The 13,425-nt window shown below is 65.2% G+C and carries 10 protein-coding genes; 6 read left to right on the plus strand and 4 right to left on the minus strand.

The genetic code is table 11. The features are described from left to right. Positions 1 to 66 precede the first annotated feature (66 nt). Entirely contained in the window at positions 67 to 6,180 is a 6,114-nt protein-coding gene (locus LB535_RS09310) for a kinesin (RefSeq protein ID WP_224631959.1), read from the minus strand. A gap of 300 nt (positions 6,181 to 6,480) precedes the next feature. Here LB535_RS09310 and LB535_RS09315 point away from each other — a divergent pair, with 300 nt between their 5' ends. The 3 genes from LB535_RS09315 (at position 6,481) to LB535_RS09325 (ending at position 8,596) form a co-directional block, all read left to right on the plus strand. Further along, positions 6,481 to 6,849 (plus strand): Hpt domain-containing protein, encoded by a 369-nt coding sequence (locus LB535_RS09315; protein WP_140542794.1) that lies wholly within the window; start codon positions 6,481 to 6,483, stop codon positions 6,847 to 6,849. Positions 6,850 to 6,950: 101 nt separating this feature from the next. Then, a complete protein-coding gene (locus tag LB535_RS09320; protein WP_095765250.1) occupies positions 6,951 to 7,271 on the plus strand; it encodes a 2Fe-2S iron-sulfur cluster-binding protein in 321 nt (106 codons plus the stop codon). Positions 7,272 to 7,564: 293 nt separating this feature from the next. Continuing rightward, positions 7,565 to 8,596: an NAD(P)/FAD-dependent oxidoreductase gene (locus tag LB535_RS09325; RefSeq protein WP_224631960.1), complete on the plus strand. Its 1,032-nt coding sequence runs from the start codon at positions 7,565 to 7,567 to the stop codon at positions 8,594 to 8,596. A 150-nt stretch (positions 8,597 to 8,746) separates the two neighbouring features. Here the strand turns inward: LB535_RS09325 and LB535_RS09330 are convergent, their stop codons facing one another. Next, on the minus strand, positions 8,747 to 10,231 hold the full coding sequence (locus LB535_RS09330) for an MDR family MFS transporter (protein WP_224631961.1): 1,485 nt from the start codon (positions 10,229 to 10,231) through the stop codon (positions 8,747 to 8,749). Positions 10,232 to 10,440: 209 nt separating this feature from the next. Next, positions 10,441 to 11,061 carry a DUF922 domain-containing Zn-dependent protease gene (locus LB535_RS09335; RefSeq protein ID WP_224631962.1) on the minus strand — a complete coding sequence of 207 codons (621 nt, stop codon included), beginning with the start codon at positions 11,059 to 11,061 and terminating at the stop codon, positions 10,441 to 10,443. An 84-nt stretch (positions 11,062 to 11,145) separates the two neighbouring features. Between LB535_RS09335 and folP the strand changes: the two genes are divergently transcribed. The 3 genes from folP to folK are packed head-to-tail and all read left to right on the plus strand — an operon-like array spanning position 11,146 to position 12,858. Beyond that, on the plus strand, positions 11,146 to 12,000 hold the full coding sequence (gene folP / locus LB535_RS09340; protein WP_224532040.1) for a dihydropteroate synthase: 855 nt from the start codon (positions 11,146 to 11,148) through the stop codon (positions 11,998 to 12,000). Positions 12,001 to 12,002: 2 nt separating this feature from the next. Beyond that, positions 12,003 to 12,362 (plus strand): dihydroneopterin aldolase, encoded by a 360-nt coding sequence (gene folB, locus LB535_RS09345; RefSeq protein ID WP_095765255.1) that lies wholly within the window; start codon positions 12,003 to 12,005, stop codon positions 12,360 to 12,362. Beyond that, positions 12,346 to 12,858: a 2-amino-4-hydroxy-6-hydroxymethyldihydropteridine diphosphokinase gene (gene folK, locus LB535_RS09350; protein ID WP_224631963.1), complete on the plus strand. Its 513-nt coding sequence runs from the start codon at positions 12,346 to 12,348 to the stop codon at positions 12,856 to 12,858. Before folB ends, folK begins: the two co-directional genes overlap by 17 nt. A 13-nt stretch (positions 12,859 to 12,871) precedes the next feature. Here the strand turns inward: folK and LB535_RS09355 are convergent, their stop codons facing one another. Next, positions 12,872 to 13,420: a DUF924 family protein gene (locus LB535_RS09355; protein WP_224631964.1), complete on the minus strand. Its 549-nt coding sequence runs from the start codon at positions 13,418 to 13,420 to the stop codon at positions 12,872 to 12,874. Between the last annotated feature and the right edge of the window lie 5 nt (positions 13,421 to 13,425).

Consider the following 13,425-nt stretch of genomic DNA (forward strand, 5'->3'; position numbering starts at 1 on the left):
TTGATCGACGGACAAAAGAAAAAGGCGGGCCGAGGCCCGCCTTTTTTGTCAGGACTTGTCGGCCGCTCACTGGAGCCGGCCGCTGGCATGGGCCAGCATCGTGTAGACCTTGCCTGTGTCGGACGTCAGATAGGTCTGCGCCATGATGTTGTCGCGGTCGTTGCGCGAGACATCCTTGAGCAGCTTCTCGAAATCCTCGCAGTAACGGTCGACCGCGGCGCGGAATTCCGCCTCGGCCTGATACTTGCGGCGGATCTCGTCGAAGGTCTGCTGGCCCTTCAGGGTGTAGAGGCGACGGGTGAAGACGTCGCGCTCGCCCCGCCGGTAGCGGTTCCAGAGCTCGATGGAGGCGTCATGGTCGATGGCGCGAGCGATGTCGACGGAGAGCGAGTTGAGCGACTCCATGACATGCAGCGGCGAGCGCTGGGCAGGCGTCGCGCGCGGCGCTTCCGCCGGCGCTGCCGGCCGCAGCTCTTCCTCACGCGAGGCATTGGTCAGGAGGTCGCGCACCCAGCCGCCCTGCGCGGGCTTGCCGTTCGGATCGCGGCGCGGCGCCTCGGCGGTGCGTTCCAGGTCGAGCGTGCCGCGCAGCGTGGTCTCGGCGAGCGGCGCCTGCGGAGCGCGGGCCGTTGGTTGCGGTTGCTGCTGTGGCTGCGGGGCCGGGGGACGGCGCAGCGGCGGTTCGGCGGCTCGGGCCGGCGCCTGCGGAGCAGGGCGCAGACCGCGTGGCTCGCCCTGTTCGCTGCTGCCGCTGCGGCCGGATTTCGCAACGATATCCGACAGTTCCTTGAGCGCATTGATCTGCTCTGCGACAGCGCGACGAATGGCCGAGGTCGATTCCTTAGCCTCTTCCGGCATCTCGATCACGCCCTTCTTCAGCTCGGCGCGGGTAAGGTCGAGCTCGCTCTTGATCGAGCCTGCGGTGCGACGCATCTCTTCGGTCGCATCGGCAAAGCGGCGTGTCGCCGAATCGACGACGTCGGCGATGGCGGTGCGGATCTTTTCCGCCGATTCCATCGTGCGGCCCTCCGCGGTCTGCATCGTCTGGCCGACGAGGTTTTCGAAGGAGCGCATCACCTTCTCGAGATCTTCCGACTTCTTGACCAGGCCGACGGCGAGGTCTTCCAGCGAGGACTGACGCTCCAGCGTGTGCTCGAGATTGCTTTGCGCGGAGCTGAGCAAATTCGAGGCGCTGGAGAGCAGCCGGCTGTGTTCGTCGAACTTGGTCGCGATCGAGGCCACCTCGCGCAGCGTCGCCGAGGACAGCTCGGTGAGCCGTGTCGTGTTGGAATCGACCAGACGCGCCGAACTGGCGAAAGTCTGGGCGGCCTTCTCCGTGGTCGTGGCGAAGCTCTGCGTGCTGCCGGAGAGCCGCTCCTCGACCTGGCCGAGATTGACGGCAGCCTGGTCGATCAATTGGCCGAGCTGCGCGCTGGAGGTCGTCATGCGGCCGATAAGATCGGCCACGCTGTCGGCAAGCGACGAGCGGGCGCCTTCGACGGCCGACAGCGTCTCGGCTGTGCGGCTGGCGAGAGCGTTGACGAGGTTCGTGTTCTCGCTGCGCAGCTTCTCGGCCGCCCGTTCGGTGACCTCTTCCATGCTGCGCTGCAGCTCGGAGCCGCCCTGGGCGAAGCGCTCGACCAGCGGTTTGGCCGTCTCGTCGAGGATTTTCGCCATCTCTGCCGAACGCGCCGCGAGCATGGTGTTGAGCTCGCGGGTGTTGGCGCCGATCGTGCGCGCGGCCTCGTTGGTGCTCTGGCCGATATGCTGGCCGACCGCCGTGAAGGTCTCGGCGATGACATTGGCGCGCGAGATGAGCTGGGCCTCGGCGCTGGAGACCTGCTCGTTGAGCTTCTGGCCCATGGTCTCGGCGCTGGAGGCGAGGCGGTTTTCCACGCTCGCCACCTGGTCCTCAACACGTGCGGCCGCGGCCGAGGCGCTTGCGGCCAGCCGCTCGTCGGCTCCGGCCAGCGCCTGCTCGATCTCGCGGGCATGCACGGCAAGCTCCTGCCCGGTCTGGCGGGCACGGTCGGCGACGCGCTGTTCGGTCGCCGCGAAGGCGCCGACGATCGTGTCGGCATGCTCGCCGATGGTCGAGGTGCTCGAGGCGATACGCGACACCAGACGGCTGTCGGCGTCGTCGAAGATGCGGGCAATTTCGGACGCCCGCGACGACAGTGCTTCCGAGCCCTCGGCAATACGCGAGATCAGATGCTGGTCGGCGCTGTCGAAGATGCGGCCGAGGTCCGAGGCGCGGGCGGCCAGCGCTTCGGCCGATTCGCTGATGCGCATCGAAAGCCGCTCGTCGGCGCCCTCGAAGTTGCGCAGGATGTCGCCGGCACGGGCGGCCAGCGACTGCGCCGTCTCGACGGCGCGGGCAACCAGCTTCTGGTCGGCCGCATCGAAGGTGTTGGCGATGTCGCCGGCGCGTGCTGCCAGCTTGTCGGCGGTTTCCTCGGCGCGGGCCATGAGCGAGTTGGAGGCGTCGTCGGCTCGCGCCATAAGCATGTTGGACGTATCCTGGGCGCGCTCGTGCAGGCGGCGGTCCGCCGCCTCGAAAGCCTGCGCGATGTCCTCGGCCCTGGCAAGCAACGCGGCGGAAGTCTGCTCGGCGCGTTCGGCGATCTTGCGGTCGGCGTCGCTGAAAGCCGCACCGGCCTGCTCGTGCAGGGTGCTGGTGATCTCCATGACCTTGTCGCGCAGCGCGCCCGCCACGAACACAGCGGTCTTTTCCAGCACGCCGCGGACATTGTCGACGCCGGTCGACAGCGCACGCTCCATGGTGCCGGCGCGCTCCTCGATGACACCGGTCTGCCGGCTGAAGGCCTGCTCGATCTTCTCGACATCGGCGGCAATCGCCGCCGAGATATCGCTGCTTCGGGCAGCGATCTGGTCGATATGGCCGGAAACCGAACGGTCGACGTCCTTGCGCGCATCGGCAAGCTTGACGAGATCGTCCTCAAGGGCCTTGGCTAGCATGTTGCGGCCCTCGGACAGCTTGCCGACATGGCCGGCGATGACGTCGTCGATCTCCGAGCGGCTTTCCGTCAGCTTCTGAAGGTCCGCTTCGAGGGCGCGCCTAAGGATATCGCGGCCTTCGGCAAGCTTCTCGACTTGGCCGGCGACCAGGCCGTCGATCGAGGAACGGCTTTCGGCGAGCTTGGCGAGATCGGCTTCCAGCGCACGCTTGAGGATGTCGCGGCCTTCCGCGAGCTTCTCGACCTGGCCGGAGACCAGGCCATCGATGCCGGCGCGGCTCTCGGCGAGCTTGGCAAGATCGTCCTCGAGCGCCTTGGACAGCGTCGCCCGGTTCTGCGACAGTTGGTCGGCATGGGTCTGCATGAGGCCGCTGGCATTAGCCATATCGGTCTCCAGCGCACGCGAAAGCTCGGCGCGGTGGTCGGTGATCTTCTGCGAATGATCGACGATCGCGCCCTGGATTGTGTTGAGGTCGGCCTCCAGCGCGCGCTTGAGGATGTCGCGGCCTTCGGCGAGCTTCTCGACCTGGCCGGCGACCAGCCCATCGATGCTGGAGCGGCTCTCCGCCAGCTTGGCGAGATCATCCTCCAGCGACTTCGACAGCACGGAACGGTCCTGAACGAGCCTGTTTTGATGGTCGGCGATGGCGCCGCTGACGGCCTGCAGGTCGGTTTCAAGCGCTTTCGAAAGCTGTGAGCGATCTTCCAGAACCTTGTCCGAATGTCCCGCGATGGCACCCTTGATGGCGTTGAGGTCGGCTTCCAGGGCACGCTTGAGAATGTCGCGGCCTTCGGCGAGCTTCTCGACCTGGCCGGCGACAAGGCCGTCGATCGAGGCGCGGCTTTCGGCAAGCTTGGCGAGGTCGGCTTCCAGCGTGTGCGACAGCAGGCTGCGGTCCTCGGCGAGCTTGCCGGCGTGGCTGTCGATCAGGCCGCGGATGCCGCTCAGATCGCTTTCAAGGGCGCGGCTGAGCTCGCCGCGGTCCTCGGCGAGCTTGGTCGAGTGGGTCTCGATCAGGCCACGGATGCCGATGATGTCGGTCTCGAGCGCTTTGGCGAGCACCGCGCGGCCCTCGGCGATCTTCTCGACCTGACCGGCGACAAGGCCGTCGATGGAGGCGCGGCTGTCCTGCAGCTTGTTGAGATCGGCCTCCAGGGCGCGCGCCAGGATGTTGCGGCCTTCGGCCAGCTTCCCGACATGGCCGGCGACCATTTCGTCAATCATAGTACGGGCTTGGACGAGCCTGCCGGAGTCTTCGTTCAAGACCTGGGACAGGCGGTTGCGGCCTTCTTCGAGCTGCTCCAGATGGCTGCCCAGCGACGCATCGATGGCAGCGCGCGACTCGTTGACCTTGCGCAGGTCTTCTTCCAGCGCGCGCGAGATCAGGCTGCGGCCTTCTGCCAGCTTCTGCACCTGGTTGGTGACGGCGGCATCGATTGCCACGCGGCCTTCGGCGAATTTCGCCAGGTCCTCCTGCATGGCGGCCGCCATGCGCTCGCGGCTCTCCGAAAGCGCGCGGCTGTGGTTCTCGACGGCTTCCTCGATGCCGACACGGGCATCGGCCAGCCGCTGGATGTCGGAATCGAATGAGCGCGACACGACATGCCGGGCCGCTTCCATGCGTCCGGCGAAGTCGGTGGCGCGGGCTTCGAGCATGGAGGAGGTCGACGAGATGATGTCCGCCATGTCGGCGCCGATCTGCGTCTTGCCCTGGTCGATCATCGACGACAGCTGGTCCTTGCTCTCGGCGAAGGTGTGCGCGATCTCGCGGGCGCGCTCGACCAGCGTCTCGTTGATCTGGCGGGCGCGGGCTTCGAGGGCGGCGTTGAGTTTCTGCGTGCCGGTGTCGAGCGCCTCGGCGCGGGTCTGGAATTCGCTGATCAGCGCCTGACCGCGCTCGGCCAGCGTCCGCTCGATGCCGCTGAGGCTCGTCTCGAACTCCGAACTCAAGGTACGCGCCGCGCCGCCGAGCAGCGAGACCATGCCGTTGGTGCGGTCGTCGAGCAGGTCGGTCAGCGAGCGTGTCAGGCCGTCCGTGGTGTCGGTGAGCTTGGCGATACGGGTGTCGAGGAGGCTCGCGAAGGCCTCGCCGGAGGTCGAAAGACGGTCCGTGATGTTGTCAAGGCGCGATTCCACCGAATCGAAGATCGACGTCGAGCTTTCATTAATGCGGTCGATCAGCGTGTCGCCGGAATTGTTGATCGTCATCGACAGCTTGGTCGACGCGTTGAGGATCGAGTCGCGGATGATGTCGCTGGCCGAGCCGATCTCGTCGCGCAGCGTCTCGTGAGCGCTGGCGATGGAGGCGCGCACGCGCTCGGCATGGGTGACGACCGCCTCGCGCTCGCTGCCGAGACCGTCGACCAGCGAACGGATGCGGGCCTCGTTCTCGGAATAGGAGCGTTCGAGCTGGCTGACTTCGCCGTGGACGAGCGTTTCGAGCTCGACCGCGCGGGCCAGGGTGCGCTCGATGCCTTCGCCCATGGCCGCCACCTCGCGGCGAACGGCCTGGCCGATCATCATGACACGGTCCTGGGCGAGGTTTTCGGGCTCCGCCAGGCGGAAGGCGACCTCGGTCATGGATTGCGCGGCGAGGCGCATTTCCTGCGCGCGCCGGATCATGGCGGCGAAAGCCCAGAACAGGATGACTGGAACGATCGCGGCAACCGCCAGGCCGATCAACTCGGGACGGGCGAAGAACTGGTCGACGGTACGGATCTTCCAGATGCCGGGACCGAACAACAGGTTGGCCAGGCCGCCGGCGCCGGCGATCCAGGCCAGCGAGATAAAGGCGATCACCCAGTAGACGGTGCTGGACGCACGGCGGTTGAGGCTGTGCAGCAGCGTCTTGTAGTCCTTCTGGCGGTCATCATTGGCGGGCGTGAAGCCGGCTGGAGGCGTAAAGCCGGACGGCTGCCCATTGCGCGGCTCGACCGGGCGCAACTCGGCCGGCTTGGCAGCGGGCGCCCTCGGAGGCTGGGGGTTGGCAGGCTGGGGATTGTTTGCCGGCTCCGTCCTGTGGCTGCGCCCTTCGCGCGCCAGCTCGTCGGCCGCCGCCGAAATCTGCGCTTCGAGATCCTCCATCGACGCCGCCATGTCGAGGCCGCCTTCGTCGCCGTTAAGGTCAAGGTCAAGCGCCTTTTCCAGTTCCGCGGCCACGTCATTCTCGAGAGACTTCGTCGTCGTTGGTTTCTTAGCCATGCCTTCGCTACCCTGTACTAGCTGCCGCGGGACTTATGATTTTGGCCTGATTCTGGCCCGATTCTGGCTTGTCTATCCCGCGCAGGAGGCTGAAAAATGGACTTCGTATCGTAATGACACACAGGGGTAAAGAAAACATGCATTCCGGGCGATACGTAAAACTTTAAATATAAGGTTAACGGAGACGTGATCCGGCTGCCTCCGTGACAACATTTTTCCTCTGCAGTCGTTAACCCGTTGGCGACCGGGAGCGCCTATTTTCGTGGGCCCGTCTGCCCGCTTGATGGAGTTGCAGTGCGTATGCGTGGCGAAAGTGGTATTGCGTTTTCCATGCCGGGAGGCGACGCCTCCGGAACGGCTGGAGCCCGACCGGTGGATCTCGGTCATCTGGCACGCCAGACAATGGGCGACCGCGACCTCGAACGCGAGGTGCTGGCGCTGTTCGTGCACCAGTCGCTGTCGGTCCGTGACCAGATCGCGGATGCCGACGCGAGGCAAAGGGTGCTTCTGGCGCATGGCCTGAAGGGCTCGGCGCGCGGCATCGGCGCCTTTGCGGTGGCCGACTGCGCGGCGATCATCGAAACCCAGCCGGAAGACGTCCGGGCGCTCAAGCGGCTCAGCACGCTGATCGAGGAAGTGCGCGACTTCATCGCCGGCATCAGCCGCTAGTATCCCGCCTTTCTGAAAAACGTCATTTCGTGGCGCTTTCGCGCCGCAGTTGACTTGTCCGGCAGAGTGATTATCTCGGCTGCGACTCCTCAGGTGACTTAATGACCAAGCTGACTTACATCGCCCATGACGGGACCCGATTTGACGTGGAAGCCGAAAACGGCTCGACGGTCATGGAAAACGCGATCCGCAATGCGGTTCCGGGCATCGAAGCCGAATGCGGCGGCGCCTGTGCCTGCGCGACCTGCCATGTCTATGTCGACGAAGCATGGACGGCGGAGGTCGGCGAGCCGGAGGCGATGGAGGAGGACATGTTGGACTTCGCCTACGAGGTCCAGCCGAACTCGCGCCTCTCATGCCAGATCAAGGTGCGCGACGCGCTGGACGGGCTGGTGGTTCGGGTCCCCGCGCGCCAGGGTTAAGGCGCGTCGATATTCAGGTGAGGCCGGCCTGCAAATGGCGACTTCCTGCGCTTCCGGCCTTTGCCGGCCGAAGCACTCACGAATGGCGTGGCGGTTAAAATAAGCTACGGCCGGCGTAGGCCGGCTCTCGGACGTCACCAGTTTGGTCGCTTCGCGCCCGTCTTCGACTCCGACTCGGCCTGACCTGAATCTCGACACACCTTGGCTGCTTCCCAATATTCTTTCGCCCCGGCAGCTTGGCAGCGGCCGATAGCTCATGCAGTCTCGCCGCATTCCCAATCAGGGCGCAGCGCATGACCGATACCATCAAAACGGACGTTCTCATTGTCGGGGCAGGGCCGATCGGCCTGTTCGCCGTGTTCGAGCTCGGTCTGCTCGATATGAAATGCCATCTGATCGACATTCTCGATCGTCCCGGCGGCCAATGCGCCGAGCTCTATCCTGAAAAGCCGATCTACGACATTCCCGGCTGGCCGACGATCTCCGCGCAAGGCCTGGTCGACAAGCTCATGGAGCAGATCCATCCGTTCAAGCCGGACTTCACCTTCAACCGCATGGTGTCGAGCCTTGAAAAGCTGGAGGACGGCAGTTTCCGCGTCGCCACCGACGAAGGTGAATTGTTCGAGACCAGGGTGGTGGTGATCGCCGCCGGCGGCGGCTCGTTCCAGCCCAAGCGTCCGCCCATTCCGGGCATTGAGGAGTACGAAGGCAAGAGCGTCTTCTATTCGGTCCGACGCATGGAGGAATTTCGCGGCCACGATCTCGTCATCGTCGGCGGCGGCGATTCGGCGCTCGACTGGACGCTCAACCTGCAGCCGATCGCCAAGAGCGTGACGCTGGTGCATCGCCGCCCGGAATTCCGGGCCGCGCCCGACAGTGTCAACAAGATGTATGCCATGCATGAGATGAAGCAGCTCGAATTCCTGGTCGGCCAGGTCAGCGGCCTTGCCGGCGCCGGCGGTCAGCTGTCGTCGGCGACCATCAAGGGCGGCCCGGATGGCGACATCGAGGTGCCGTGCACCCGCATGCTGCCATTCTTCGGCCTCACCATGAAGCTCGGGCCGATCGCCGAATGGGGCCTTAACCTCAACGAGAACCTGATCCCGGTCGACACCGAGAAGTTCCAGACGTCGATCCCGGGCATCTTTGCCGTCGGCGACATCAACTGGTATCCAGGCAAGCTCAAGCTGATCCTGTCAGGCTTCCATGAGGTGGCGCTGATGGCGCAGGCCGCCAAGCGGATCGTCAGCCCGGGCGAGCGCATCGTCTTTCAGTACACGACCTCGTCGACCAGCCTGCAGAAGAAGCTCGGCGTGCATGATTAAGGCGTATTGATATTCAGGTGATGCCGGACTGCGAACGGCAGCTTCCTGCGCTTCCGGTGCTCACGTACTTCAAGTACCCTCCGCTCCGGTTCTCGGAAACTGCCCTTCTCGACTCGGCTTGACCTGAATCTCAACACACCTTCAAGCGATCTACTCCGCAAGCGCGGGCGCGGTTTGCTCGTCGTGGCCGCGCAGTTCCTTTTCGGGCATCAGGGCCAGCGTGATCAGGGCCAGAATGAGCGTTGCTCCGGCGGCGACGAAGATCATCACGAACGGCAACGCCGATGCCGGTTGGATATGCGTGTGCGAGCCTTCTGAGGACAATGGCAGGCCGTAGCCGAGCGCGACGGCGCCGAGCATGGCCACGCCGAGCGCGCCGCCCAGCGTGCGCAGGAAGGTCAGAACGCCCGTCGCGACACCGAGATGCGCGCGATCGACGGCATTCTGGACCGAGACGGTGGCAACCGGGAATGTCGTTCCGCTGCCCAGGCCGATCAGAGTGGTCAGGATTTCCACCTCGAGCAGCGAGGCGTGTTCTGCAATGGCACTGAGCACGCCAATGCAGACGATGGCCAGGCCGACGCCGATCATGGCGATGCGCTTGTAATGGACAAAGCGCGGGATCGTGCGGCCGCTGAAGGTCGCGCCGGCGACCGTGCCGAGCAGGAGGCCGAGCATCGCGGTGCCGGATTCGCTGACCGAAAGCCCAACGACCGATTGCAGATAGACCGGCAGGTATACCGACGCGCCGATATTTGCGGCCTGCAGGAGGAACATCGACAGTGTGCCGGCGAGCACGATCGGGTTGCCCAAGACTTCGAGCGAGATCAAAGGCTCGGCCGCCTTGAGCAGCCTGAGCGCGAAGAAGGCCCAGAACACCACCGAGCAGGCAACCAGCCCAAGGATTTCGCGGGAAAACCACGGATAGGCACTGCCGCCCCAACTGAGCGCCAGGAGCAGAAGCGTTGTGGCGATTACCAGCAGCACGGCGCCCAAGCCGTCGATGCGATGGTTCTTGGCCGCGACCGGCAGCTTCTTCAACGGGTTGTTGATGATGGCCATGGCCAGGAAGCCGATCGGCAGGTTGATCCAGAAGATCAGCGACCAGTGCAGATGCTCGGCAAACACGCCGCCGAGCAGCGGGCCGGCGACGCTGGCGACCGCCCATGTGCCTGCGATCCAGGCCGCATAGCGGGCGCGCTCGCGCGGCGGCACGAGGTCGCCGATGACCGTCTGGGCCAGCGCGAAGAGACCGCCGCCGCCGGCGCCCTGGATGGCGCGGCCGATGACCAGCACCAGCATGTTGGGAGCGAGCGCGCTGACCAGCGACCCGAACAGGAAGACGAGGATGGCGGCGTAGATGACAGGGCGGCGCCCGTAGACATCGGAAATCTTGCCGTAGAGCGGCGCCATCGCGGTCGCGGTCAGAAGATAGCCGGTGACGATCCACGGCAGATATTCGGCATGGCCGAGCGCGCCGGCGATCGTCGGCAGGGCAGGGGCTACGATGGTCTGATCGAGGGCCGCCAGCAGCATCGACAACAGCACGCCGCCGATGATGGTATTCTTCTCGCTCTCGCTCATCAGGGGCGCGGCTTTCGGCGCCATCGCCTGGTTCTCGACGGACTGGTCCATGCGTCATTCTTTCAAAGGCTGGTGCTTGGTGCGCCAAGACGGCTTTGGCCGGTCGCACCTGTCATTTCTCATCGTGGATAGCGGCTCGAGCGTTTGGAACCCGCTATATGTCGTTCGATATAGACCGATTTCGACCGTCCTTCGAAAGTTTTCCCGGTCTGGCACCATGCTTGGGCGAAATTGGCCCCGGACAGGGCTCGGCTCTCAAGTCAAGGCGGCGGCAGCTGGCCGGCTTCGACACGCTCCATCCGGTAGCGCATCAGCCGAAGGATACGGCTTTCGAAATTGACGCTCTCGACCCGGTCGAAGCGGACCTGGTCCTGATCGTGCCTGGCGAGCTCGGCTGCCTGGACCGCGGCGGCGTTGAGCTTCGCCTGCTCGCAGGTCTTTTGCGGCGGGAGTGCCTTCAGCGCATCCTCGAGTAGGCGCGCATGGTTCTTGGCGATCTCGACATGGCGCTCCTCATGCCGCTTGATGTCGGCCGAGAGCGTATCCCAGACCAGCCTGACGCCGGGATCGGATTTGCGCGGGCGCCGCCATTCGGGGAGGATTACCTTGACCTTCAAGGTGACGGCCGCGTCGGCGATGCGGCAGGACCCGGCGCTCTGCGCGTAGCTGATGCGGGTGGTGAAGGCCATTTGCGTGGCGCCGGGATGCCGCGAGCCGGTGCTCTTCACCTCGGGGCCGTTTCTCGACAGCTGGTTCTGGATATCGTCGAGCGTGCGGCCGCCGACGCTGAAATAGCTATAGGTCTTGACCAGACTGGCCGCGCCCGCCGGCAGGGCAGTGAGCGAGAGCATCAGGGCGCAGGGCAGGGAGCGGTTCATCATATTGCCTCTTCACGCACCTTGCTTTAGGGCCGTCGCCAGCGCAACGGAATTGATTTCGCGCGGATCACGCATGGTTGATGGACAATGACGACAAGGCGATGGCAGCTGGCGCATGGACGCTATCTCGACCTCGGCCCGAAGGCGGTCGTCGCGGGCATCCTCAACGTGACGCCCGACAGCTTTTCGGACGGCGGCCTGTTCATCGCGCCCGAGAAGGCGCTGGAGCAGGCGCACCGCATGGTGAAGCAGGGCGCGGCGATTATCGACGTCGGCGGGGAATCGACGCGGCCCGGTTTTGCCCCGATCTCCGCCGAGGAAGAACAGGCGCGCGTGCTGCCGGTCATCGCGGCGCTCGCCGCTTCCGGCGAGGCGCTGATCTCGGTCGACACCTATCGCGAGGACACCGCGCGGCTTGGCGTCGCCGCCGGCGCCCACATCGTCAACGACGTCTGGGGGCTGCAGCGTGAGCCGGGCATCGCGCGCGTCGCGGCCGAGACCGGCGCCGGGCTCGTCATCATGCATACCGGGCGCGAACGGCAGAAGCTGCCCGACGTGATCGAGGACCAGTTCCTGTTCCTGCGCAAATCGCTGGAGATCGCGCGCGCCGGCAATGTCGCCGACAGCCAGATCGTGCTCGATGCCGGCTTCGGCTTCGCCAAGGAAACGGCGGAGGAAAACCTCGACCTGATGGCGCGTTTTTCCGAGCTTCAGGCGCTCGGCTACCCGTTGATGGCCGGAACCTCGCGCAAGCGCTTCATCGGCACCGCCACCGGGCGCGATCCCGCGGAACGGGCTGCCGGCACGGCGGCCACCAGTGTCATCCTGCGCTTGAAGGGAGCCGACCTGTTTCGCGTCCACGATGTCGCAATCAACGTGGATGCGCTGGCGGTCACCGATGCTATGCTTCAACGCGAAACCGAGCTTCCTCCCGGACACTGATCATGTACCTCATCCGCATGAAGAACTGCGCCTTCTTCGCCCGCCACGGCGTGCTGGACGAGGAGGAGACGCTTGGCCAGCGTTTCTACGTCGATGCCGAGCTGACGGTCGAGCCCAGCCGGCCGCTGACTGAGGATTCCATCGAAGACACCGTCAATTATGGCGTCGCCTTCTCGGTTATCGAAAAGATCGTGACCGGACATCGCCGCTTCCTGATCGAGGCGCTGGCGCTGGAGGTGGCGAAGGCGCTGACAGCGCGATTCTCGCAGATCAGGAAAGCCGCGATCACCGTGCGCAAGCCGAACGCCCCGGTGCCGGGCGTGCTCGATCATGTCGAGGTGACCGTTGTCTGGCCAGAATAGCGCCGTCTACCTCAGTCTCGGCGGCAATCTCGGCGAGCCGGCGAAGTCCATGGGCGCGGCATTGCGCATGCTGGACGGCGACGACGCGACGCGCGTCACCGCCGTCTCGTCGCTCTACCGCACGCCTCCTTGGGGCAAGCTCGACCAGCCCGATTTCCTCAATGCCGCCGCCGCGATCGAGACGGCGCTTTCGCCACGCGCGCTGCTTGAGCTTTGCCTCGATGTCGAGAAGCGGCTGAAGCGCGTGCGCGAGGAGCGCTGGGGGCCGCGCCTCATCGATATAGACATCCTGGTGTTCGGCGACCGGGTGATCCACGAGACCGGCCTCGAAGTGCCGCATCCGCGCATGCTAGAACGCGCCTTCGTGCTGGCGCCGCTGGCCGAGATCGCGCCAGGGCTTTCCGTCGGCGGCAGAAGCGTATCGGAGCGGCTCGAAGCCGTCGATACGTCCGGCATCGAGCGGCTGGCTTCGGGCCGCGAATGGTGGCTCGCTTAGGTCAGCCGGCCGGTTAGCCGGAAAACCCGCCGCCGTCCAGAAAGGCCTGCTCCTCGGCCGTCGTCGCGCGGCCGAGCATGCGGTTGCGGTGCGGAAAGCGACCGAAGCGCTGGATGATCTCCAGATGCTCATTGACGTATTTAAGATAGTCCGGCGCTCGCTTGGCGGTGAGTTCCACCGACCGTTCCTGATCCGCCAGCAATTCGGAATGCTCGAAGGGCAAATAGAGGAAGACGCGAACCGGTTCTTCCAGCTTGAGGTCCTGACCGGCGGCGATTGCCCTGTCGGCGAAGTATCTGGCGAGCGGATCGGTCGCGTACATGTGGCCGGTGCCGCGGAAGCAGTTGCGCGGGAACTGATCGAGCAGGATCATCAACGCCAGCGACCCTTCGGCATGCGCATTCCAGTCGTCGCATTCGCGCCGCGCAGCGGCGTAATGCAGCTCGAGAAAGCGGCCGCGGAAATCGGCATCGAAGGCGTCGCTCTTTTCGAACCAGGCGTCCTCGCCGGCGTCGCGCCAGAATGCGATGACCGAAAGCGCTCGCGGATCAAGCTCTGCCATATTTG

The organism is Mesorhizobium sp. CA10 (assembly GCF_020165285.1).
Taxonomy (GTDB): domain Bacteria; phylum Pseudomonadota; class Alphaproteobacteria; order Rhizobiales; family Rhizobiaceae; genus Mesorhizobium.

What these genes read in the sequence shown, in the direction of transcription:
- LB535_RS09310 (WP_224631959.1), bottom strand. Translation starts at nt 6,180, where the DNA reads ATGGCTAAGAAACCAACGACGACGAAGTCTCTCGAGAATGACGTGGCC.
- LB535_RS09315 (WP_140542794.1), top strand. Translation starts at nt 6,481, where the DNA reads ATGCGTGGCGAAAGTGGTATTGCGTTTTCCATGCCGGGAGGCGACGCC.
- LB535_RS09320 (WP_095765250.1), top strand. Translation starts at nt 6,951, where the DNA reads ATGACCAAGCTGACTTACATCGCCCATGACGGGACCCGATTTGACGTG.
- LB535_RS09325 (WP_224631960.1), top strand. Translation starts at nt 7,565, where the DNA reads ATGACCGATACCATCAAAACGGACGTTCTCATTGTCGGGGCAGGGCCG.
- LB535_RS09330 (WP_224631961.1), bottom strand. Translation starts at nt 10,231, where the DNA reads ATGGACCAGTCCGTCGAGAACCAGGCGATGGCGCCGAAAGCCGCGCCC.
- LB535_RS09335 (WP_224631962.1), bottom strand. Translation starts at nt 11,061, where the DNA reads ATGATGAACCGCTCCCTGCCCTGCGCCCTGATGCTCTCGCTCACTGCC.
- folP (WP_224532040.1), top strand. Translation starts at nt 11,146, where the DNA reads ATGACGACAAGGCGATGGCAGCTGGCGCATGGACGCTATCTCGACCTC.
- folB (WP_095765255.1), top strand. Translation starts at nt 12,003, where the DNA reads ATGTACCTCATCCGCATGAAGAACTGCGCCTTCTTCGCCCGCCACGGC.
- LB535_RS09355 (WP_224631964.1), bottom strand. Translation starts at nt 13,420, where the DNA reads ATGGCAGAGCTTGATCCGCGAGCGCTTTCGGTCATCGCATTCTGGCGC.